Raw genomic sequence first — 21,110 nt, forward strand, 5'->3', positions numbered from 1 at the left:
CCGTGTGTGGTGGAGCCGATCAGTCCTCGCGCAGGGCGTAGATGCCCGGCAGGTTGCGGCCCTGTTCGTGGTAGTCCATGCCGTAGCCGAACACATAGCGGTCCGGCAGTTCGAAGCCGTTGAAATCCGAGGCGATACCCTCGACCAGCCGCTCGTGCTGCTTGGTGCACAGGCTGGCGATCAGCACGCGGCGCGCGCCGCGGCGCAGGCAGTCGTCGCGCACCGCCTTGAGCGTATGGCCCTCGTCGAGGATGTCGTCGACCAGCAGCACGGTGCGCCCTTCCATCGGCGCCAGTGGCTCGCGCAGCCAGCGCAGGTCGTGGCCGGTAGTGTCCCCGCGGTAGCGGGTGGCGTGCACGTAGTCGAATTCCAGGTCGGTGCGGATCGCCAGCGCGAGATGGCCGGCGAACATCAACGCGCCGTTCATCACGGTGAGGAACAGCGCCCGCTCGCCCTCGAGCGCTGCGTCGATCTCGCCACCCATGCGGGCGACGGCGGCGTCGATGGCAGCGCGGTCGACCAGCAGGTCGGATTTGTTCAGGGCATCGGCGAGCGGCGGCAGGGTCATGCGGGGGTTCCTTCGGCGTCCAGCGCCGTGATGCGCGCGATGAAGCGGTCGCGCTGCGGGTTGTCGTTGAGCGAGTCCCAGCTGGCGCCGATCGCGCCGCGCAGGGCCGCGAGACGATGGGCGGGACCCGGCGCGCGGCCTGCCACGGCGGCGATAGCCTCGTCCACCACGTCGGGGAAGCAGGCCAGCACGAGGTCGCAGCCGGCATCGAGGTGCGCGTGCACGCGCGCAGCCACGCCGCCGGCGGCACCGGCCGCGGCCATCGAGATGTCGTCGCTGATCACCGCGCCGTCGAAGCCGAGCCGTCCACGCAGCATGTCGCCGATCCACATCGGCGAGAAACCGGCCGGACGCTCGTCGACGGCCGGATAGATCACGTGCGCCATCATCACCGCCTCGACGCGCGACTCCAGGCACTGCGCGAACGGCACCAGGTCAGCCAGCTCGATGGCGGCCAGCGGGCGCGGGTCGATCGCCTGTGCCTCGTGCGTGTCGGCAGCCACCGAACCGTGTCCCGGGAAATGCTTGAGCACGGCGGCCATCCCGGCCAGATGCATGCCACGCACGTAGGCCTGGCCCAGCTCGCTGGCCGCCGCCGGATCAACATGGAAGGCGCGCAGGCCGATCGCCGCGTTGCCGCGGGCCAGATCCACCACCGGGGCGAAGCTGAAGTCCACGCCCATGGCGCGCAGTTCGCTGGCCATCACCCAGGCGTGCTCCTCGGCCAGCCGGATGGCGTCGACCGGATCACGGTCGTACGCCGCTCCCACCTTCGCCAGCGCCGGCAACCGGGTGAAGCCGTCGCGGAAGCGTTGTACCGGTCCGCCTTCCTGGTCGACCGCGATCAGCATGTCCTCGCCGCCGACCTCGCGGATCGACTCGACCAGCGCGCCCAGTTGCTCGCGCGAGGCGAAGTTGCGGGCGAACAGCAGCACGCCGGACACACCGGGCGCGACCAGCCAGTCGCGTTCGCGCGGCTCCAGGGCGAGCCCGGCCAGACCGATCATCAGCATGCGGGGGGTTCTCCGTCGAGGGCGTCGCGTTCGTCGGGCGTCCAGCGCACGTAAGGGTACGCAATGAGGTTGACGTTGTAGTAGCGCGCCAGCGTGCTGACCTCGCGACCGAGCCAGTCCGGCCGCGGGAACGGTGCATCCACGGCGGGCAGCTCGACCTCGGCCACGACCAGCCCGGCGTTGTCGCCCTCGAACTCGTCGATCTCGAACAGCACCCCGTCGACGGTCACGTAATGGCGCTGCTTGGCCAGCACGCCGTCGCACAGAGTGGCCAGCATGGCCTCGGCGTCGGCCACCGGCACCGCGTATTCGAACTCGGCGCGGGCGATGCCGAGCTGCGCCGACTTGATGTTGAGCCAGGCCCGGTCGCCGGCGATGCGCGCCCGCACCGACGACTTCGCCGTGCCATCACGCAAAGCCTGCGCACCGACCAGATAGCCTTGGGCCATGCGCTCGGTGCGATCAATGCCCGCGCGCCAGCCGTCGCCGACGAGGAGGAATTTGCGTTCGATCTCCAGTCCCATGGCGGCCGGCCTCAGCGCTCGAACAGCGCGATGGATTCGACGTGCGCGGTGTGCGGGAACATGTCCATCACCCCCGCCGCGGCCAGCCGGAAGCCATGCTTCTCGACCAGGATGCCGGCGTCGCGCGCCAGCGAGGCCGGATGGCAGGACACGTAGACGATACGCTTCGTCGCCTTGTGCGGCAGGTACTCGAGCACCTTGTCCGCGCCAGCACGCGGCGGATCGAGCAGCAGCTTGTCCCACGGCTGGCGGGCCCACGCGGTGCCACGCTGGTCCTCGAACAGGTTGGCCACGTGGAAGCTGGCGTTGGCCAGCCCGTTGCGCCTGGCGTTCTCCGCGGCGCGCTCGACCAGCCCGTGCTCGCCCTCCACGCCGACCACTTCGGCGACCCGGCGGGCGATCGGCAGGGTGAAGTTGCCCAGTCCGCAGAACAGGTCCAGCACGCGGTCGGTCGGCTGAGGGTCGAGCAGTTCCAGCGCCCGCGCCATCATTTTCGTGTTCATGCCGGCATTGACCTGCACGAAATCCAGCGGGCGGAACTCCAGCTCCACGTCCTGAACGCCCTCGCCCGCCGCGATGCGGAAGGCCAGCCGGTGATCGGCCGGCCACAGCGGGTGCACGCTGCTGACGCCGCCAGGCTGCAGGTAGATAGCGAAACCGTGCTGCTGGCCGAAGGCCACCAGGGCGGCGCAGTCGCGCTCGCTCAGCGGGTTCATGTGGCGGAACACCAGCGCCATGGTGTCGTCGCCGGCGGCGAACTCCACCTGCGGGATGTCGCGCGCGGCTTCCAGCGAACCGATCAGGTCGGCCAGTACGCCGATCTTCGGCCCCAGCGCCGGATGCACCACTTCGCAGTGGCTGATGTCGGCGACGAAGCGCGGGTTGCTCTCCTCACGGAAGCCGACCAGCACGCGCTCCTTCTTCGCGACATAGCGCACCGACAGCCGGCCCTTGCGACGATAGCCCCAGGGGGCATCGGTCAGCGGTTCCAGCCAGCGTTTCGGCTCGACCTTGCCGATGCGCGCGAAGTTGTCGGCGAGCACCTGCTGCTTGGCATGGATCTGCGCCTCGGCGTCCATGTGCTGCAGCGAGCAGCCGCCGCAGGCACCGAAATGGCGGCACTTCGGCTCGACGCGGTGCGGCGAGGGCGTGAGCACCTGGACCACCTCGGCCTCGTCGAAATGCCGATGGCGCTTGCGGATGCGCAGGCTGACCTGCTCATCGACCAGCGCGCCGCTGACGAAGGTGGTCTTGCCCTCGATGCGGGCGACGCCGCGGCCGTCGTGGCCCAGCGCGGAGATGGTGGCTTGGATCTCTTGCATGACGCTCCAAAAACAGCACGCCCGGGTCATGGAGGACCCGGGCGCGTCGATCGGGTGGACGGTGGCGCCGACGGCGCGCTTACTTGCGCTTCCAGGCGCCCGAAGCGTCCTGATAATACCAGCCGGCCGGCGCCCGCTCGATCCAGCCCTTGGCGAAGGTCGCCTGGATCTTCGACTGCCACTCGGGGTGCCCGTTGGCGTTCGCCACCTCGCGGTAGAGCGCGGCGCGGTCCCGGTTCTCCTCCGCCACGGTGGCATTGACCTGGGCACGCTGGCTCAGCGGTACCTTGGAGGCGTCGCGCACGGCAACCATGCCGTCATGGGTGAAACCCACCGCCCCACTGGCGAACAGCGAACCCAGGGTGCTGTTGAAGCGCGCCTGCATGCGCTTGCGGATCGCGTCGGTCGTGGCGTTCTCGATGCGGATGTTCGGCACGTCCGCCGCATAGGCGGCAGGTATCAGCAGGTCCAGCAGCATGGCCGACGGACGTGCCGCGGGCTTGACCGGGGACGGTGTGGACGAGGCCGGCGCAGGCGCCGGGGCGGCCCTGTCCAGCACGGTGCCGATGAACTGGTCGGCCGCCTTCTGCGCGGCGGCCTCGGGGAAATACACGTTGATCGTGACGCACCCCACCAGGGCGACCATCATCGTGGCCAGCAATCCAATGAATATCTTCCGCATGATCAGCTCCGTGGATGGGGAAAGGGGTCAGCGAACTTCCGGACCGCCTCCGGCGACGGCCGCCTTGAGGCGACGGACCAGGGTGGGCCAGTCGACGTCGGACTGGTGGCCGATGACTTCCAGGTGCGGCAAGCCGCTGCCCTCGACGATAGTGTAGCCGCCCGAGTTCGGTTCCAGTCCGCTCATATGGCAGAGCGAGCCCTGCAGCTGGCAATTGAGCCCGATCCGTTTGTAGCCGAAGGTCTTGAACAGCTTGAGCACGGCGCCCTGCAGTCCGGCCGCGATGCCACCGCCGCCGACCGAAGTGAGGTTGTTCACCGCGCGCTGGCTGATTCGCCCCCCCTGGTCGGCGAGCAATTGCGCATCGAATGCCACCGGTTGCCAGTTCACCAGCCGCAAGCCATTGACGTGGCCGTCGAGCGGACCGGTGATGTTGCCGAAATCGAACACGCTGGTAATCGCGCCCAGGTCGAGCTGACGCAACGCGATGTCACCAGCCAGCACCGGGTTGTCGCCGAATGGCTGCTGCAGCGACAGCCCGGTAACGTCCACGAAGCCACCGAAGACACTGAGCGACAAACCGCCGTTCAAGGCAATCCGGTCGTCGCTGACCGACAGGCCGGTGATTGCGCCACCGAGTGTCCCAGGGAAGGCCGGCCATCCCATCGTCCGGCTGAAGGCGGACATGTCGACGCCGATCACCGCGAGCGACGCATCCAGCTGCTGCCCCCGTGCCGCCGCTGGCGCCCAGGCCAGCTGACTCAGGCGCACCTGGCCGCCGAGCAGCCCCATGCTTACCGGCTTCTGCAAAGTGAGCATGCCGTTGTCGCTCTGCCACTTCGACCGCGCCGGGCCGTTGACCAGCTTGTAGACGCTGAGCGACTGCCAGCCGAGGTCGGTCGACGGACGGCTGCCGTTGCGGTTCCAGTCGAGCCCGCCTTTCAGGCTCTGCACCGCAAACCGGCCGTCGCCGTCGGCGAGGTCCAGGCCATCGGTGTCGAACTTGAATGCATGAAGACCGTCCTGGCGCAGATCCAGCGTGGCGTCCAGATCGCCACGAATGGTCATGTCGTGCAGCCCCATCGCCGCCAGCCATGCCTTGCCATAGCGGTCATAGGCGGCAGGGAACCCCAGTTCGAGGCGGGAGAGGTTGAGTGATTGCAGGTCCCCCTTGGCGTCGAACGCCATGGCGCCGTTGAGTGCCAGCGCATCGGGGTCTCCCACGCGCAGACGATCGATCGCCAGCCTTCCCGCATCGGCCACGGCATCCATCGACAGCTGCACCGCGTGTGCCGGGAGGTTGGCGTAGACCGGACCGAGCAGGAGCTCGCCCCCACGCAGGGTGCTCTCCAGATTGATCTTTGCCGGCCCTTGGGTGGTATCCAGCGAAAAGCGACCGCTGCCCCCCAGCCCCTGGGCTGCCAGCTTGCCGCTGGTCGAGTCCACACCGAGCGATGAAACGCTGAACTGGCCGGAAGCCTGCAGCCCGGGATCGCGCAGGTCCATCGCCATCAGCGCGTCGATCCGCCCGCCGGTGGCCCTTCCCGCCCAGACCGTGCCCAACAGCCCCTGAAGCCAGCCGAACGGCAGCTTCTTCAACTGGATCTGTGCGTGGGTCGGCTGGTCCAGCGGCACGGCTACCGTGGCCTGCGCCACACCCTGGCTCACATCGAGCAACAGGGTATTGGCCGCCACGTCGACCTGCAGGTCCACCGTGGCATCGCTCATCGCGCTGCCGGGCGCGCTCTTGAGTTGCAGGGCACCGGCCAGCAACCAGCGATGCTCGGGATCGCGCTGCAGCACGCCATCGAGATGCAGGGGCACGCGACGCCAGCCCATCGCGGGCAGATCGAGCCGGTCGGCATCGATGCGAACCCGCAGTCCGCCACCCGCGGCCGGCACGATCTCTCCACGCACCTGCTGGAGCGTCGCGCCGGGCAGCTGCAGGGTTTTCGCCGAAAACACCGCCCCGGCGCGTACCGGTCCGGCCAGCATGCCTAGCAGCACCAGCAGCATGACCCCGTAAATGCGGCTTGATAGGAATTCCATGTCCCGCCATTCTGCCAAACTCTGCTGAACGACAAGGACCCGGTCATGACGCACCCTGCCCCAGCCGCCGCCGCCCCCCTTCCGGATCGGGTGTCGCCGAGCGTGCTGGTCGCCGACGATGACGAGGCCAGCCTCCGTTTCCTGCATGACGCGCTCGAAGCACTCGGCGCCCGGGTGACCGGATGCAGCGACGGTCCGCAGGCACTGCATGCCGCGTCATCCCGGCCGTTCGACCTGCTGCTGCTGGATTGCCGGATGCCGAACTCGGGCGCCCGCGAGGTGCTGGCCGCCCTGCGGGCGGACGACGCCGCGGCCTCCCGTGGCGCCGTCGCCATCGCGACCACCGCAGAACTGGCGCCACCGCTTCGCGCCGAGCTGCTGGCCGAGGGCTTCGGCGAGATCCTGCTCAAGCCCTGCGCGATCGACGATCTCAGGCGGATCATGGGTCTCACCCCCGCCTACATGCACCAGTTGCCGGTGCTTGACGACGCTGCGGCGCTTCTGGCCAGCGGCGACTCGGCCACCATGGCGGCGTTGCGACAACTGCTGCAGCAGGAACTGCTGACCTTGTGCAACGAGCTCGATCAGCTTCGTGTGGATCCGGAGGCGCTACGCGAAAGGCTGCACCGCCTGCGCTCGTCATGCGGCTTTTGCGGGACGGCGGCACTGTCCGCCCATGTGGTGACGCTGCAGCAATCGATGACCAACCGGCCGACCATGGTCGAGACGGACATGGCCCGGTTCCGTCTCGCACTGGTCCAGACCCTGCAGGCGCTGGACTGCCACTTGCCCACGCCGGCCTGAGCGGCCTCAGCGAGGGGGCGCGCTTCCGGCCAGGACATGCCAGGAGCGCAACTCGCCTCCTCCGAGGTGGAACCGGATGACCTCGCGCATCATGCCGCGCAGCGCCTGCTGCCCGGCGGCATCCGGTGGCACGTCCCCGGCCAGTGCCGCCAGCCAGGCACCGCGCAGGGCACCGCCGGCCGTGGGCTGGCAACGCTGGGGGCCCTGTTCGACGCGATACCGATAGGACAGCTCCGGCTCCAGCGGCAGACCGGTCTCCGCCTCATGCCCGAGCACCAGCGCATAGCCGAGCGCGGCCAGCAGATCGCGTTCGAACCGGCGCAAGGTCCACGCCGCCGGCTCGCCAGCGGCCAACCGCGACAGCGCGAGGGCGTAGGTATCGAACACGCCCGTGTGGGGGTCCTGGCGACCGGTCAGGCGAACCAGCAGCTCATTGAGATAGAGGCCGGCGATCCCGGCGTCGGCTGCCAGCCGCTGCACTGCACCTGACGGCTCGGCCGATCGCAGCGTGGCGAGTTCGCCACGCAGCAGCAGGTCCATCGCGAGCAGTTGGAACGGCTCCAGCGAGGCCCGCAGCGCGCGGCCACGCTCGCTGCGCACGCCACGTGCGATCACGCCGATCCGGCCATGGTCGCGGGTCAGGCATTCAAGCAGCAGCGAGGTCTCCCGATAAGGCCGGGCATGCAGCACGAAGGCCGGCTGCTGGTCGATCCGCACGATCGCCTCAGTCGGTGTAGCCGAGGCGCTTGAGCATGCCCTCGTCGTCCACCCAACCCTCGCGGACCTTGACCCACAGCTTGAGGAATACCTTGCGCTCGAACATTTTTTCCATGTGCCGGCGCGCGGCACTGCCGATCGCCTTGAGCTGGGCGCCGCCCTGCCCGATCACGATCGCCTTTTGGCCCTCGCGTTCGACCCAGATCACCGCATGAATCTCCGCCACGCCGTCGGGTCGATCCTCGAACCGCTCGATCTCCACCGTGGTGGCATAGGGAAGCTCCTGGTCCAACCGCAGCATCAGCTGCTCGCGCACCATCTCGGCGGCCAGAAAGCGTTCGCTGCGATCGGTGACCTCGTCTTCGCCGTAGACCGGCGGCTGTACCGGCAGGCGTGCGAGCAATGCGCGCTCGAGCTCGGGCAAACCCTTGCGCTTGAGCGCGCTGACGTAGTGGATCTCGTCGAAGGCGTGGGTTTCGGCGAGTTTGGCCACGAACGGCAGCAACACGGCCTTGTCCTTGCTCAGGTCGACCTTGTTGATCACCAGCAGACGCGGCACGGCCTGCTCGACAAGCGCGGCATAGACCGCCTCGTCCTCGTCGGTCCAGCGCGCAGCCTCGATCACCTGAACCGCGACATCGACATCGCTGATGGCCGAGCGCGCGGCACGGTTGAGGCTGCGGTTCATGGCTCGCTTGGCGCCCCGGTGCAGGCCCGGGGTATCGACGTAGAGGATCTGCCCCGCTTCGGTGGTGTTGATGCCGAGGATGCGATGGCGCGTGGTCTGCGGACGCGGACTGACAATGGACAGGCGAAAGCCGATCAGCGCGTTGAGCAAGGTGGACTTGCCCACGTTGGGGCGGCCGGCGAGGGCCACCAGGCCGCAACGGTAGTCCTCGTGCGGGAGCTCGCGGGGAGCCTGGTCGAAATCGGGCAGGTCGATGGGGGTGTTCATGGTCTTCGTTCTATCGGGGATATGGCGCCAGCATCGCGCCGCGGAGGCTTCGGCGCCAGCGAAAGGTCAGTCTTTCGACGCTTCCAGCAGGCGGGACAGCACCGACTCGGCGGCCTCCTGCTCGGCAGCACGGCGGCTCGAACCCGTGGCGGCGGCTTCCACCACCAGCGGTTCGCTGACCATGCAACGCACGTCGAACTGCTTGGCATGATCGTCACCGTGGCTGGCGACCAGCTCGTAGCGCGGCAGCGGCAGCCCAAGGGCCTGCAAGTGCTCCTGCAGCCGGGTCTTGGCATCCTTGGACGAGCGTGGCAGCGCTGCGATACGGTCGGAGAACAGTTGCTGCACGACCCCGCGACAAGCATCGAATCCGCCGTCGAGGTACACCGCCGCGATCAGCGCCTCGAATGCGTCGGCAAGGATCGACTCGCGACGGAAGCCGCCGCTCTTCAACTCACCGGGACCAAGCCGAAGTCGATCACCCAACTCGAGTTCGCGCGCGATCACCGCCAAGGCCTGGCCGTTCACCAGCTGCGCGCGAAGACGGGAAAGCTCACCCTCGCTGGCATTGGGGTGGGCTTCGTAGAGCATCTCGGCAACGATCGCCCCAAGAAAGGCATCGCCGAGGAATTCAAGCCTCTCGTTGTTCGGCCGGCCGACGCTGCGATGGGTGAGCGCCAGGTCGACCAGCGACAGATCGCGGAAACGATAATCGAGCGCCAAGAATCACTCGCCCAGGGTGCCGGGAAGCTGCACGCTGTTGTCGAAATGCAGCAGGAAGTCGATGTTGGCGATGAAGGGGATCTGCTTGTCGTAGCTGACGGTCAGCGTGTAGGCGCCGTTGTTGCGCGTGACATTGATGTCGTTCGGACCGACGGTGGCGTCGTCGACGTACTGAAAGTCCAGCTTGCGCAGCAGGTCCTGCCGTACCGCCTCGACCGAATGATCGCCGCCATCGGTTGCGATCTGGGACATCGCCTTCTTGACGCCCATGAACTCGATGTAGGACGGCACCAGCTTCATCGCCATGTAGCCGAAAAAGGCGGCAATGATCAGGATGAACAGGAACCCGATCATCGTGATGCCCGACTGCTTTGATTTCATAGTCCCCTCGCTATGCCGCAAAGCGGCGACCCTCGGTGATATGGATGGTGTCCAGCCGCCCCGTCGGCACGCGCTCGACCGCGCCGCAGATTCTGCACCCGGGAGCGACGATCGTCACGCGGAGTCCGTCCCGGAATCAGTGAATCAGCGTGCCGATGCGCTTCCAGTCGACGAAGCCGGTGTGCAGGCCGCGCCAGCTGAACCAGATCAGGAAGGCCTTGCCGGCCAGGTTCTTCTCCGGCAGGCAGCCCCACCAGCGGCTGTCCAGACTGTTCTCTCGATCGTCGCCCATCACCAGGTAGCATCCCTGGGGCACTTTCGACGGCACCAGCTCGTTGGGAATGGCGTTGGTAGACATGCGCGCCGGCATCCGCGCCACCAGATGGTTGACCGTCTTGCCGTCAGCCCCCGGCAGGTGCTCGGTCCAGATCGAGGCGCCGTAGTAAAGCAGCTCGGCGTCTTCCGCCCGCTGCGGATTGCCCACGTAGGGACCGAGCTCGTCCGACGGCACCGCCTTGCCGTTGATCACGATCTGGCTGTCCCGCACCTCGATCGTGTCGCCGGGCAGGCCAATCACCCGCTTGATCCAGTTCTGGCTCTGCACCGGCAGCGCGTCGGCCGGGCAGCGGTCACCGGGCCCCAGGCGCGGCGGACCGTTCTCGTCGCCGCCAACCCGGGTCAGCTTGCCGGAGGCGTCGCGGCACAGGTAGCCGGGAAACCGGAACACGACCACGTCGCCGCGCTTGGGCTCGCCGAGATCGAGGAACTTGGTATTGAACGCCGGCAGTCGCAGACCGTAGGCGAACTTGTTGACCAGGATGAAATCACCGACGTCCAGCGTAGGCATCATCGAGCCGGACGGGATGCGGAACGGCTCGGCGACGAACGAGCGCAACAGCAGCACCACGAACACCACCGGAAACAGCGAGCGGGCCCAATCCACCGGCACCGGATCGCGGTACTCTGCGCCGGCCGCGTCCAACCGCGCCTTGCGACGTCGATACAGCAGCAGACGATCCAGCCCCCACACCACGCCGAACAGCACGGTCAGCCCGAGCAGGATGGCGGAAAAATCGAAATCCATGTGTTGCTCCGTCAGCGGAAAACGCTCGGCCCGCCCCGACGATCATACCGGCGGGCCACCACCCTCGATCCTTACTTGTCGACCTTCAGCACCGCCAGGAAGGCCTCCTGCGGAATCTCCACCCGGCCGACCTGCTTCATGCGCTTCTTGCCTTCCTTCTGCTTTTCCAGAAGCTTCTTCTTGCGGCTCACGTCGCCGCCGTAGCACTTGGCAAGCACGTTCTTGCGCAGCGCCTTGACGGTGGATCGCGCGATGATCTGCGCGCCGATCGCCGCCTGGATCGCCACGTCGAACTGCTGCCGTGGAATCAGGTCTTTCATGCGCTCGACCAGCTCGCGACCGCGGCGTTCGGCGTGGACGCGATGCACGATCAGGCTGAGCGCATCGACGCGGTCGCCGTTGATCAGCACGTCGGTGCGCACGAACGGGCCGGCCTCGAAGCGGTCGAAGTGGTAGTCCATCGAGGCATAGCCGCGCGACACCGACTTGAGCCGGTCGAAGAAGTCGAGCACCACCTCGGCCAGCGGGATCTCGTAGGTGATCTGCACCTGGGTGGCGAGGTACTGGATCGAGCGCTGCACGCCGCGCTTCTCCTCGCACAGGGTGATGATGTTGCCGATGTAGTCCTGCGGCGTGAGGATGCTGGCCACCACGATCGGCTCGCGGATCTCGTCGATCTGCGGCACCGGCGGCAGTTTCGCCGGGTTGTCCAGCGACATCACGGTGCCATCGGTCTTGAGGACCTCGTAGACCACGGTCGGCGCGGTGGTGATCAGGTCCAGGTCGTACTCGCGCTCCAGCCGCTCCTGCACGATCTCCATGTGCAGCATGCCGAGGAAGCCACAGCGGAAGCCGAAGCCCATCGCCTCGGACGATTCCGGTTCGAAGAACAGCGCCGCGTCGTTGAGGCGCAACTTGTCCAGCGCTTCGCGCAGCGCCGGGTAGTCGTCGGCCGAGACCGGGAACAGGCCGGCGAACACGCGCGGCTGCATGGTCTGGAAGCCCGGCAGGGGCTTCTCGGCCGGCTTGCCGGCCAGGGTCAGCGTGTCGCCGACCGGGGCGCCGTGCACATCCTTGATCGAGGCGGTGATCCAGCCCACCTCGCCCGCGCCGAGCTTCGCCAGCTTCTTGCGCTTGGGCGTGAACACGCCCAGCTCGCCCACCTCGTGCGTGCGTCCGGTGGACATCACCAGCAGCTTGTCGCCGGGCTTGATCTCGCCCTGCATCACGCGCACCAGCGATACCACGCCAAGGTAGTTGTCGAACCAGGAGTCGATGATCAGCGCCTGCAGCTTGTCGGTGTCGCGCGGCTTCGGCGGCGGGATCCGGTGGATGATCGCCTCCAGTACCTCGATGACGTTCTGGCCGGTCTTGGCGCTGACCGGGATCGCGTCCGACGCGTCCAGCCCGATCACCGCCTCGATCTCGCCCTTGGCCTTTTCGATGTCGGCCGTGGGCAGGTCGATCTTGTTGAGGACGGGAATGACCTCCAGCCCCTGCTCGATCGCGGTGTAGCAGTTGGCCACCGACTGCGCTTCCACGCCCTGGGCCGCGTCCACCACCAGCAACGCGCCCTCGCAGGCGGACAACGAGCGGCTGACCTCGTAGCTGAAGTCGACGTGGCCGGGGGTGTCGATGAAGTTGAGCTGGTAGGTCTTGCCGTCGCGCGCCTTGTACGGCAGCGACACCGACTGCGCCTTGATGGTAATGCCGCGCTCGCGCTCGATCGGATTGTTGTCGAGCACCTGCGCTTCCATCTCGCGCTCGGAGAGGCCGCCGCAGAGCTGGATGATGCGGTCGGCGAGCGTGGACTTGCCGTGGTCGATGTGCGCGATGATGGAGAAATTGCGGATCAGTTCCATGGGCTACGCTGTCAGCTTGCACCGCGACGGGAGGGCCGTGGCGGCGTGCCTCCGGGCTGGCGGCACGAACCCGGCATTATCGCATGGAACGCCCCTTTCCCACCGCCCCGGGGCCAAGGGTGGCCCCGGGGTGTCCAACAGCTACTTGTCCTGGGGCACAGTGATGCCGATGAAGCCGCTCCGGCCGTCGTGACGCACCAGCAGCAGTACCGTGCTGCCGGCCTTGACGTCCCGGGTCGCGGACTTGAAGTCGGCCACGCTGCCGATCGCCTTCTGGTCGACCCGCAGGATCACATCTCCCGGACGCAGCCCTGCCTGCGCGGCCGCCTCACCGCTGATATCGGTGATCTGCACGCCCTCGCCAGGACGCAGACCCATCTGTTTGCGGTCATCCGCATCGATCGATCCCACCGTAAGTCCGAGCGCCTTGGCTCCGGTCATGCTGGGGACCGGGTTGCCGGCCGAGGACACCGCGTCCGGATCACGGGGAGCTGAACCAACCGTCACTTCCAGCGTCCTGTGCTTGCCATCACGCAGGATCTCCATCGGTACCCGGGTGCCCGGCTTGGTCAGACCCACCAACGGTGGCAGATCGCCCGGCTGGTCGATCTCCTGTCCGTTGTACTTGAGGATGATGTCGCCGGGCTCGATACCGGCCTTCTCCGCCCCGCTGTCGGGGCTGACCTGGGTCACCGCCGCACCGGCCCCGCGGTCGAGCTTGTAGACCTTGACCATGTCGTCGCTGATGCCCTGCACCATCACGCCGAGCTGGCCGCGGGTAACGAAGCCCTTGGTCTTGAGCTGCTCCACCGCGTTCATCGCCACGTCGATCGGGATCGAGAATGCCACGCCCTGGTAGCCGCCGGTGTTGGAGTAGATCTGCGAGTTGATGCCGACCACCTGACCCTGCAGGTTGAACAGCGGACCGCCGGAGTTGCCACGATTGATCGGCACGTCGGTCTGGATGAACGAGGTGTACGGCTGGTCGCCACTGCCCAGGTTGCGACCGATCGCGCTGACGATGCCCTGGGTCACGGTGTAGTCGAAGCCGAACGGCGAGCCGATCGCCAGCACCCACTGGCCGGGCCTGAGCGACTGCGACTCGCCGATATGGACCGTCGGCAGCTTGCCCGGGACGCTCACCTTGAGCAAAGCGATGTCGTACTGCGGATCGGTCCCCACCACCTTGGCCGTCAGCGTGCGTCGATCCTGCAGGCGGACCGTGACTTCGTCGGCGTGATCCACCACGTGGTTGTTGGTCAGAATGTAGCCGTCGCTGGAAATGATGAATCCGGAGCCCAGCGAGATGTGCTTCTGATCCTCGGGCGACGGCATCATGGGCATGCCGAAGAACCGGCGCAGGATCTCCGCCTGATCATCGCCTCCGGCGCCGTTGCCGGTGATCCGCGGCTGGCTGCGACCGTTGTACTTGGCCTCGACGTGAACCACCGCCGGGGCGTTCTGCTGGACGATTCCGGTGAAATCGGGCAACGCGGCCGCAGCCGCCGCAGGGGCAGCCACCTGGGCCTGCACGCCACCGGCGGCGGCCAGACCGATAAGGACACTGCAAGCAAGCAGGCGCAGGGTGGGACGACTCATGATCTCCTCCTGTGGGACTAAATCAGGCAAACGGCGACCGACGACGCGTCGCAGACGCATCGGACCGGGGGTCGGGGAAGGGAATAAGCGCCGCGGCTCAGCCGCGCGGCGCTTCGTCACTGGGCCGTAGCGGCCTCGCGCACGGGGCGCCGGGCCGACTGACGGGCCATACCGGGATCGACCAGCAGCAGATAGCTGCCATCGGCAGCCGGCAGCGTGGCCTTTACCCGGTACGGGGAGATGGACTGCTCATACGGGGAAATCGAGTCGCCCTGCGGGTAGGACGCCATCTGCGTCATGCGCATCGGATTGCTGTTGCTGAGCCAGCGCGGTACGGCCGCAGGTGCGGGCAACGCCGATGGCGCGGGGCTTGCCGCTTGTCCCGGCGCATTCGACTGGGCAACGGAAGCCGGCCCCGGGGCACTGCTGGCGACCGGACCGGTCGGACGCGCTGCCATCAGCGCCACCACCGCCACACCTGCGGCAATGGCGCCACCTGCCGATAGACGGAGCCAGCGGTGGCGCCGCGCACGAGGCATGGCGGAAGAGGCCGAATCGCCCTCGATCGCATGCATCACCCGGTCGGCAAACGAGGCCGTCGCCAATGCCGGCAGCTCGCGACGCAGGCTGGCTGAAGCCAGGTGGAAACGCTCCCAGCGCACCAGCAGGGCTCGATCGTGGTCGAGCCCGCGAAGCAGGAACCGAAGCTCCTCGCCAGTCAGCTCGCCGTCCATGCCGGCAGAAAGTTGTTCGGGTTGATGATTCATGCCTGATCCTCTCGATCGGACAACAGCGGACGCAACTTAAAGTCGATGGCTTCCCGCGCACGGAAAATGCGGGAACGCACAGTACCGATGGGGCACTGCATCGCCTCGGCGATCTCTTCGTAGCTCAGACCATCCACCTCTCGCAGCGTGATTGCAGTCCGCAGCTCTTCGGGCAGGGCTTGGACCGCGGCGAACACGGTTTGTTCCACCTGCTGACGCATCATTTCGCGCTCGGGCGTCGCGGTCTCCTGCATGCGGTCGGAGCCCGGCACGAAGACGGCGTCTTCCGCGTCGATATCATCGGCCGGCGGACGCCGCCCCTGCGCCACCAGGTGGTTTTTGGCGGTGTTGACGGCGATCTTGTACATCCACGTGTAGAAGGCGCTGTCCCCGCGGAACGACCCGATCGCCCGCCAGGCGCGGACAAACGCATCCTGGGCGATATCCTCGGCCTCGGCGTGATTGTTCGCATAGCGGGAAACAAGCCCGATGATCTTGTGCTGGTACTTCCGCACCAGCAGGTCGAACGCCCGCTTGTCCCCTTTCTGGACGCGTTCGACCAGCGCCCGGTCCAGCTCGTTTTCGCCCATCCGGGCCGTCTCCTTGATTACTGTCGCCACGAATACCGGATTCTCGACGGGAGGATGGAGGCGGTCAGACAAGTCGCGACGCCGCAAGTTCACCCCGCCCCTTCAGGTTGGGATGGACCCGGCCCGGCTCAAGCCGCCACCGCCCCACCCGACTCCACCAGGCGCTGGCGCTCCGCCAGAAGCCGCTCGAAGCTGGACTGCGGCAAGGGTCGGCAGAACAGATAACCCTGCAGCTCGTCACACTGATTGGCCCGCAAGAACTCGAAGTGCTGCTCGATTTCCACGCCCTCCGCGACAACCCCGCGCTTGAGTCGATGGGCCATCTCGATGGTGGCGCGAACGATGGCCTCGTCGTCCGGATCGATGCCGATGTTGCGCACGAAGCTCTGGTCGATCTTGATGCGGTCGGCCGGCAATCGCCGCAGATAGTCCAGCGACGCCGCGCCGGTGCCGAAATCATCGATGGCGATCCGGCACCCGAGTTCGTGAAGGCCCTCGAGGTTCTCGACCAGGTTCGGCACTTCCTTGATCGAGATGCTCTCGGTCACCTCCAGCTCCAACAGCTCGGGATCGAGCCCGGTCTCGCCCAGCACCCCCGCAACCACCTCGAGAAGATTCCGCTCCATCAGCTGCACCGCCGACAGGTTCACCCCGAGTCGCAGGCGCAGGCCATACGCCTGCTCCCAGGCGTGCGCCTGGGCACAGGCCGTGCGCAGGACCCATTCGCCGATCGACACGATCAGGCCCGATTCCTCCGCCAGCGGGATAAAGACGCCGGGGCTGATACCCCCGAGCTCGGGATGCTCCCAGCGCACCAGCGCCTCCATGCCCACGATATCCTCGGTGCCTGCATCCACCTGCGGCTGGTAGAACACGCGCAGCTCGCCGTTGCGTTCGGCGTGGCGTAGCCGCGATATCAGGGCCACGTCCTGCTGCTGAGCCTGGTCCTGGCTCATCTCGTAGATCTGGAAATTGTTTCGTCCCAGATGCTTGGCCGCGTACATCGCCTCGTCGGCGTGCCTGAGCAAGGTGTCGGCATCGGCAGCGTCATCCGGGAAGAAACTCACGCCGATCGAGGCGGTGACCTGCAACTCCTCGCCACCGTCGAGGTGCAGGGGGGCCTCCATCACCTGCACGATCTTCTCTGCCACGCGCAGAACATCGTCGCTCTTGATGATGTGCCGGAGCACGACTGTGAACTCGTCTCCCGCATAGCGCGCCACCGTATCGGAAGCGCGAATCGAGCTGCTGAGCCGCTGGGTCACCACGCGCAGGACCTGATCGCCAGCGGCATGCCCAAGGGTGTCGTTGATCCCCTTGAAATTGTCCAGGTCGAGGAACAACACCGCAAAGCACTCGCCCGTGCGGTGGGCCTCCCGCAGAATCGTTTCCAGGCGGTCGTTGAACAACAAGCGGTTGGGTAGGCCGGTAAGCGCGTCGAGCAGTCCCTCGGCTCGCCCCTGTTCGCGCGTGCGCACCAACTCGATCGACTGGGCAAAGCGCGCAGCGGCGCAGTGCAGGACGGGCTCCACGATCTCCGCGCGCCCCAGACTCCGGTGGCGTCCGACCAGCAGCGCACCGATGACGCTGCGACGCTCGTCGAGCAGTGGCAGCCCGGCAAATCCCTCCAGCTGGAGCAGCTGCAGCAGCGGATCGTATTCGGCCAGTCGGCGGCCATCCTCGGCGTGAAACATGCTCTTGCCGCCGAGCACACGCCGCAGTGAGACCTGCTCCTGCGGCGACGGCCAGGGCACGTCGTCGCCTTCCCAGTGCTGCAGTAGCCGTATCGGCGTGGCGCTGTCCTCGGGACGCGCCGACCACAGCGCCAGGTAGTCAAGAGAGAGCTCATCGACCAGCAGCCGGGCCGTGGACGCATGCGGGTCCACCCCTCCGCCGGACTGGACGATGCGCGACAGGAGTGCCAGCGCCGCCTCGCCGCGGGCTTCGGCCCGATCGCTGCGAAACGCGATGGCGACGGCATCGCGTCCGCGATGCCTCACGCGCCGTGCATTCGCCTGCCCCGTGTCGGTACCGTGCCGGGTTCTACGCTGGCACGGATACCAGTGGCGATCGGCCTCCCCGAGCACCTGCTCGAGTTCGACACCCTCGAACGCCAGGAGCTGGCCGAGCGGCTTGCCGAGCAGATCGGTCACGGCAAGCAGCGAGTGCCGGAGCAAGGCAGCGTTGAGATCGAGCACGCGGTCGCCGGCCGGGTCCACGATCACCCATTCGGCGTCACCATCCTCGTCATCGAAGGCAAAGCGGTAAGCGAGCGTCTCCTCCGGCGCCGGGCGCAGCGGCTCTGCAGGGGCCGATACGCCAGCCGACTGGCGCATGAGGACCCGTTGCCACCGGGCCACCAGGTCACGTTCGATATTGGTGCTGTCGAGCCAGTCGGCCACCGACTCGGGCAGCAGCGCCGGACCGATCTTGCAGTCCGGCGCGAACACCGCCAGCATCGGCGCGGCGCGGCAGCTTTCCATCGCGCGGAGCTGCTCGCAGCAGGCGCGGGATGCACGACCGTCCCCTTCGAACGCCAGAACGACCAGCGAGACAGGCCCGCGACCAGCCAGCAGGATGGCCGCATGGGCGGCATCGCGAGCGCTCAGGATGCGATCGTGGTCCTCGCGATCGAGGACGTCGAACAGCCGCCGCCGCAGTTCGCGGTGCGATGCAACCACCAGCATGTCGTTCGCGGCGGCCAAATCAGACCACCCAACGACCATCGCGCAGCCGTGGACGGACAGGCAGGTCGGCCTCGCCCCCGATCCGCACGATCGCCTCGCCAAGGTGCTCGACCAGCGCCGCCGGCGGATCGAGCAGCACCACCCGCCGCAAGTGACCACTGGGGGCGCGTGCCAGCTGTCGCAGCAAGGTCGCATCCATCGCCGAGAGCGGAAGTTCGATGCCCGATATCAGGTATACGCCGAAATGCATGCTCTGCTGCATGTAGCGCAGGGCATTGCCGAGCCGCTGACACCCCGGCACCTTCGAGTGAGCCTCACGCAGGCTGCCCAACCCGACGTCCGGCTGCCACAGGTAGACCGCCTGCCCGGTATGCCGGGCGATCGCCCGGAAGTCCTGCACCAGGGCCGCCATGTCCCCGCCCTCGAGCGCAATCAGTCCTCCCGGTGCCGAGAGGATGCGCTCGAAGAGCTCGATGCCCGCCTTGGGCGGACTGGAGGCCATCATGGTTTGCATACAGCGCGGTACGTTTGCGCACTGCAGGGCAATTGGCAATAGCCGACGTGACGCGGTTGGCGCGGGGCGCCACCGGTGCTCCCCGGAACGGCTGCAGCAATCTCGCAATCGACCCTCCGGGAGGGTATGGTTTGGCTCCCCTCCCTCGGCACCTCATGCCCATGTTCGAAGGATTGCGATTCAACCACTGGAAAACCGGCGTGGACGACAACGGCGTCGTCACGCTCTCGCTGGACAGGGCTGGCAGCAGCGCCAACGCCATCTCGCGGGCGGTGCTTGACGAACTGGAACAGATCGTCGAGCGCCTGGCCATCGAGAAGCCGGCCGGCGTGATCATCCACTCGGCAAAGGCCTCCGGGTTCGCCGTAGGCGCGGATATCCGGGAATTCGTGAACTACGCCGCACAGGGCACGGTGCGGGAAAACATCGAGCACGGACAGCGGGTATTCGAACAGCTGGCGCGCCTGCCCTGTCCGACGGTCGCCGCCATCCATGGAGCCTGCATGGGGGGCGGCACAGAACTGGCGCTGGCCTGTCGCCAGCGCATCACCGCCGACGAGGACACGACACGGATTGGCCTGCCGGAGGTGATGCTGGGGATCCATCCCGGCTGGGGAGGCTCGGCAAGGCTGCCCCGCCTGATCGGCGCCACCGACGCATTGCCGGTCATGCTCACCGGCAAGCCGCTGTCTGCAAGGCGCGCGCTCGCGCTCGGAGTAGTCGACCGGATCGCACCGGCAAGCGAACTCCTGGCTGAAGCACGCACCCTGCTCCGGCGCCCGCAGCAGCGTCCGCTCTCGCGACGAGCGAAGGCCTGGGCGACCAACCTGTGGCCGGTGCGCCAGGTGTTGGCGCCGATGGTGGTCAAGCAGACTGCCGCCAAGGTACGCCGCGAGCACTACCCGGCGCCGTTCGCCCTCATCGAGGTGTGGCGTCGCGGCAGCGGCTCGATCCAGCAACGGCTGAGGCTGGAGGCGCGCTCGGTGGCAAAGCTGGCCGACACGCCCACGGCCCACAACCTGATCCGCATCTTCTTTCTGCAGGAGCGCCTCAAGCATCAGGGTTCCGACATCGAGCATGGCATCGAACATGTCCACGTGGTGGGCGCGGGCGTCATGGGCGGCGACATCGCCGCCTGGTGCGCGCTCAAGGGCTTCCAGGTGACCCTGCAGGACCGCGAGATCAAATACGTGCAGCCGGCACTGGAGCGGGCGCGCAAGCTGTATGAGAAGAAACTCAAGACGCAGGAAAAGATCGAGTCTGCCGTGCGACGCCTGCGCGCAGATATCGAAGGCAAAGGCGTAGCCGAAGCCGATCTGGCGATCGAAGCGATCTTCGAGAACGCAGAAGCCAAACGGGCGCTGTATGCGGTGATCGAGCCACAGTTCCAGGCCAGTGAAATCCTCGCCAGCAACACCTCGAGCATCCCCCTGGACGAGCTGAGCACCTCGCTGGCGCACCCCCAGCGCTTCCTGGGCCTGCACTTCTTCAACCCGGTGGCACAGATGCCACTGGTCGAAGTGGTGCGACACGAGGGGCTCGATGCCGACGTGGAGAAGCGCGCACTTGCCTTCTGCAAGGCTCTGGGCAAGCTGCCGGTCGCGGTGAAGGGCACGCCAGGCTTCCTGGTCAACCGCATCCTCATGCCCTATCTGCTCGAGTCGCTGCGCCTTTACAGCGAGGGCGTGCCGGGACCGGTGCTTGACCGCGAGGCGAAGAAATTCGGCATGCCGATGGGCCCGATCGAACTGGCCGACACAGTCGGTCTGGATGTGTGCGCCTCGGTGGGCAAGGAACTCGCCCCGTTCCTCGGTCTCGAACTGCCTCCGGGGATCGAAGATCGCCTCGAAGCCGGGAAACGCGGCAAGAAGGACGGCGCCGGCCTCTACATCTGGGAAGACGGCAAACCGAAGAAACCCGAAGTCGACCCGGACTACACTCCGGCCGCCGATCTGCAGGATCGCATGATCCTGCCCATGGTGAACGAAGCGGTCGCCTGTCTTGCCGAGGGAGTGGTCGACGACGCGGACCTGCTCGATGCGGGCGTTATCTTCGGCACAGGCTTCGCACCGTTTCGCGGCGGCCCGATTACCTACGCGCGCTGCGAGGGGGCCGAGGCGATCAAGGGGCGCCTGGAAAAACTGGCAAGGGTCCACGGCATCCGCTTCGCGCCAAAGACGGGCTGGGACCTGCCTGCGCTGCGCGCGTCACCCGGGCTCGACGCCGGCTGAGCCGTTCCAGAGCGGGCACCGGCACGCTGCCGCCGGCG

At 67.2% G+C, this 21,110-nt stretch carries 19 protein-coding genes; 2 read left to right on the forward strand and 17 right to left on the reverse strand.

Annotated elements, in window-relative coordinates:
- Window positions 1-19 precede the first annotated feature (19 nt).
- From C693_RS0104805 to C693_RS0104830, 6 genes are all read right to left on the reverse strand, one after another.
- Window positions 20-568 (reverse strand): hypoxanthine-guanine phosphoribosyltransferase, encoded by a 549-nt coding sequence (locus tag C693_RS0104805; protein ID WP_017461122.1) that lies wholly within the window; start codon window positions 566-568, stop codon window positions 20-22.
- On the reverse strand, window positions 565-1,581 hold the full coding sequence (gene nagZ, locus C693_RS0104810) for a beta-N-acetylhexosaminidase (RefSeq protein WP_017461123.1): 1,017 nt from the start codon (window positions 1,579-1,581) through the stop codon (window positions 565-567). Before nagZ ends, C693_RS0104805 begins: the two co-directional genes overlap by 4 nt.
- A complete protein-coding gene (locus C693_RS0104815; RefSeq protein WP_017461124.1) occupies window positions 1,575-2,105 on the reverse strand; it encodes a CYTH domain-containing protein in 531 nt (176 codons plus the stop codon). The genes nagZ and C693_RS0104815 overlap by 7 nt, the downstream gene beginning before the upstream one ends.
- 11 nt (window positions 2,106-2,116) lie before the next feature.
- A complete protein-coding gene (rlmD, locus tag C693_RS0104820) occupies window positions 2,117-3,427 on the reverse strand; it encodes a 23S rRNA (uracil(1939)-C(5))-methyltransferase RlmD (protein WP_017461125.1) in 1,311 nt (436 codons plus the stop codon).
- A gap of 79 nt (window positions 3,428-3,506) precedes the next feature.
- Window positions 3,507-4,109 carry a YdbL family protein gene (locus tag C693_RS0104825; RefSeq protein ID WP_017461126.1) on the reverse strand — a complete coding sequence of 201 codons (603 nt, stop codon included), beginning with the start codon at window positions 4,107-4,109 and terminating at the stop codon, window positions 3,507-3,509.
- Window positions 4,110-4,136: 27 nt separating this feature from the next.
- Window positions 4,137-6,158: a hypothetical protein gene (locus C693_RS0104830; RefSeq protein ID WP_026107186.1), complete on the reverse strand. Its 2,022-nt coding sequence runs from the start codon at window positions 6,156-6,158 to the stop codon at window positions 4,137-4,139.
- A 45-nt stretch (window positions 6,159-6,203) separates the two neighbouring features.
- On the opposite strand from C693_RS0104830, the gene C693_RS0104835 reads away from it, so the two are divergent.
- Window positions 6,204-6,962 (forward strand): response regulator, encoded by a 759-nt coding sequence (locus tag C693_RS0104835; RefSeq protein ID WP_026107187.1) that lies wholly within the window; start codon window positions 6,204-6,206, stop codon window positions 6,960-6,962.
- Between the two features lie 6 nt (window positions 6,963-6,968).
- Here the strand turns inward: C693_RS0104835 and recO are convergent, their stop codons facing one another.
- From recO to C693_RS0104890, 11 genes are all read right to left on the reverse strand, one after another.
- Complete coding sequence (recO, locus tag C693_RS0104840) at window positions 6,969-7,679, reverse strand: DNA repair protein RecO (protein WP_017461129.1); 711 nt, start codon at window positions 7,677-7,679, stop codon at window positions 6,969-6,971.
- Between the two features lie 7 nt (window positions 7,680-7,686).
- The gene (gene era / locus C693_RS0104845; protein ID WP_017461130.1) at window positions 7,687-8,634 is read right to left on the reverse strand and encodes a GTPase Era; all 948 of its coding nucleotides are present in this window, start codon (window positions 8,632-8,634) and stop codon (window positions 7,687-7,689) included.
- A 66-nt stretch (window positions 8,635-8,700) separates the two neighbouring features.
- Window positions 8,701-9,357: a ribonuclease III gene (gene rnc / locus C693_RS0104850; protein WP_017461131.1), complete on the reverse strand. Its 657-nt coding sequence runs from the start codon at window positions 9,355-9,357 to the stop codon at window positions 8,701-8,703.
- A 3-nt stretch (window positions 9,358-9,360) separates the two neighbouring features.
- Window positions 9,361-9,738, reverse strand: coding sequence for a DUF4845 domain-containing protein (locus C693_RS0104855; RefSeq protein ID WP_017461132.1), 378 nt, complete (start codon window positions 9,736-9,738; stop codon window positions 9,361-9,363).
- A 136-nt stretch (window positions 9,739-9,874) separates the two neighbouring features.
- Complete coding sequence (lepB, locus tag C693_RS0104860) at window positions 9,875-10,822, reverse strand: signal peptidase I (protein WP_017461133.1); 948 nt, start codon at window positions 10,820-10,822, stop codon at window positions 9,875-9,877.
- A gap of 71 nt (window positions 10,823-10,893) precedes the next feature.
- The gene (gene lepA / locus C693_RS0104865; RefSeq protein WP_017461134.1) at window positions 10,894-12,684 is read right to left on the reverse strand and encodes a translation elongation factor 4; all 1,791 of its coding nucleotides are present in this window, start codon (window positions 12,682-12,684) and stop codon (window positions 10,894-10,896) included.
- Window positions 12,685-12,825: 141 nt separating this feature from the next.
- Entirely contained in the window at window positions 12,826-14,283 is a 1,458-nt protein-coding gene (locus C693_RS0104870; protein WP_017461135.1) for a DegQ family serine endoprotease, read from the reverse strand.
- Window positions 14,284-14,399: 116 nt separating this feature from the next.
- Complete coding sequence (locus C693_RS0104875; protein WP_026107188.1) at window positions 14,400-15,050, reverse strand: sigma-E factor negative regulatory protein; 651 nt, start codon at window positions 15,048-15,050, stop codon at window positions 14,400-14,402.
- Window positions 15,047-15,640, reverse strand: coding sequence for an RNA polymerase sigma factor RpoE (gene rpoE / locus C693_RS0104880; protein WP_017461137.1), 594 nt, complete (start codon window positions 15,638-15,640; stop codon window positions 15,047-15,049). Before rpoE ends, C693_RS0104875 begins: the two co-directional genes overlap by 4 nt.
- A gap of 128 nt (window positions 15,641-15,768) precedes the next feature.
- Window positions 15,769-18,327 carry a putative bifunctional diguanylate cyclase/phosphodiesterase gene (locus C693_RS0104885; protein ID WP_430536798.1) on the reverse strand — a complete coding sequence of 853 codons (2,559 nt, stop codon included), beginning with the start codon at window positions 18,325-18,327 and terminating at the stop codon, window positions 15,769-15,771.
- Window positions 18,328-18,346: 19 nt separating this feature from the next.
- Window positions 18,347-18,841 carry a hypothetical protein gene (locus tag C693_RS0104890; protein ID WP_017461139.1) on the reverse strand — a complete coding sequence of 165 codons (495 nt, stop codon included), beginning with the start codon at window positions 18,839-18,841 and terminating at the stop codon, window positions 18,347-18,349.
- Window positions 18,842-19,002: 161 nt separating this feature from the next.
- On the opposite strand from C693_RS0104890, the gene C693_RS0104895 reads away from it, so the two are divergent.
- Window positions 19,003-21,072 (forward strand): 3-hydroxyacyl-CoA dehydrogenase NAD-binding domain-containing protein, encoded by a 2,070-nt coding sequence (locus tag C693_RS0104895; protein WP_026107189.1) that lies wholly within the window; start codon window positions 19,003-19,005, stop codon window positions 21,070-21,072.
- Window positions 21,073-21,110: the final 38 nt, after the last annotated feature.

This window comes from Dyella ginsengisoli LA-4 (genome assembly GCF_000334915.1).
Taxonomy (GTDB): domain Bacteria; phylum Pseudomonadota; class Gammaproteobacteria; order Xanthomonadales; family Rhodanobacteraceae; genus Dyella_A; species Dyella_A ginsengisoli_A.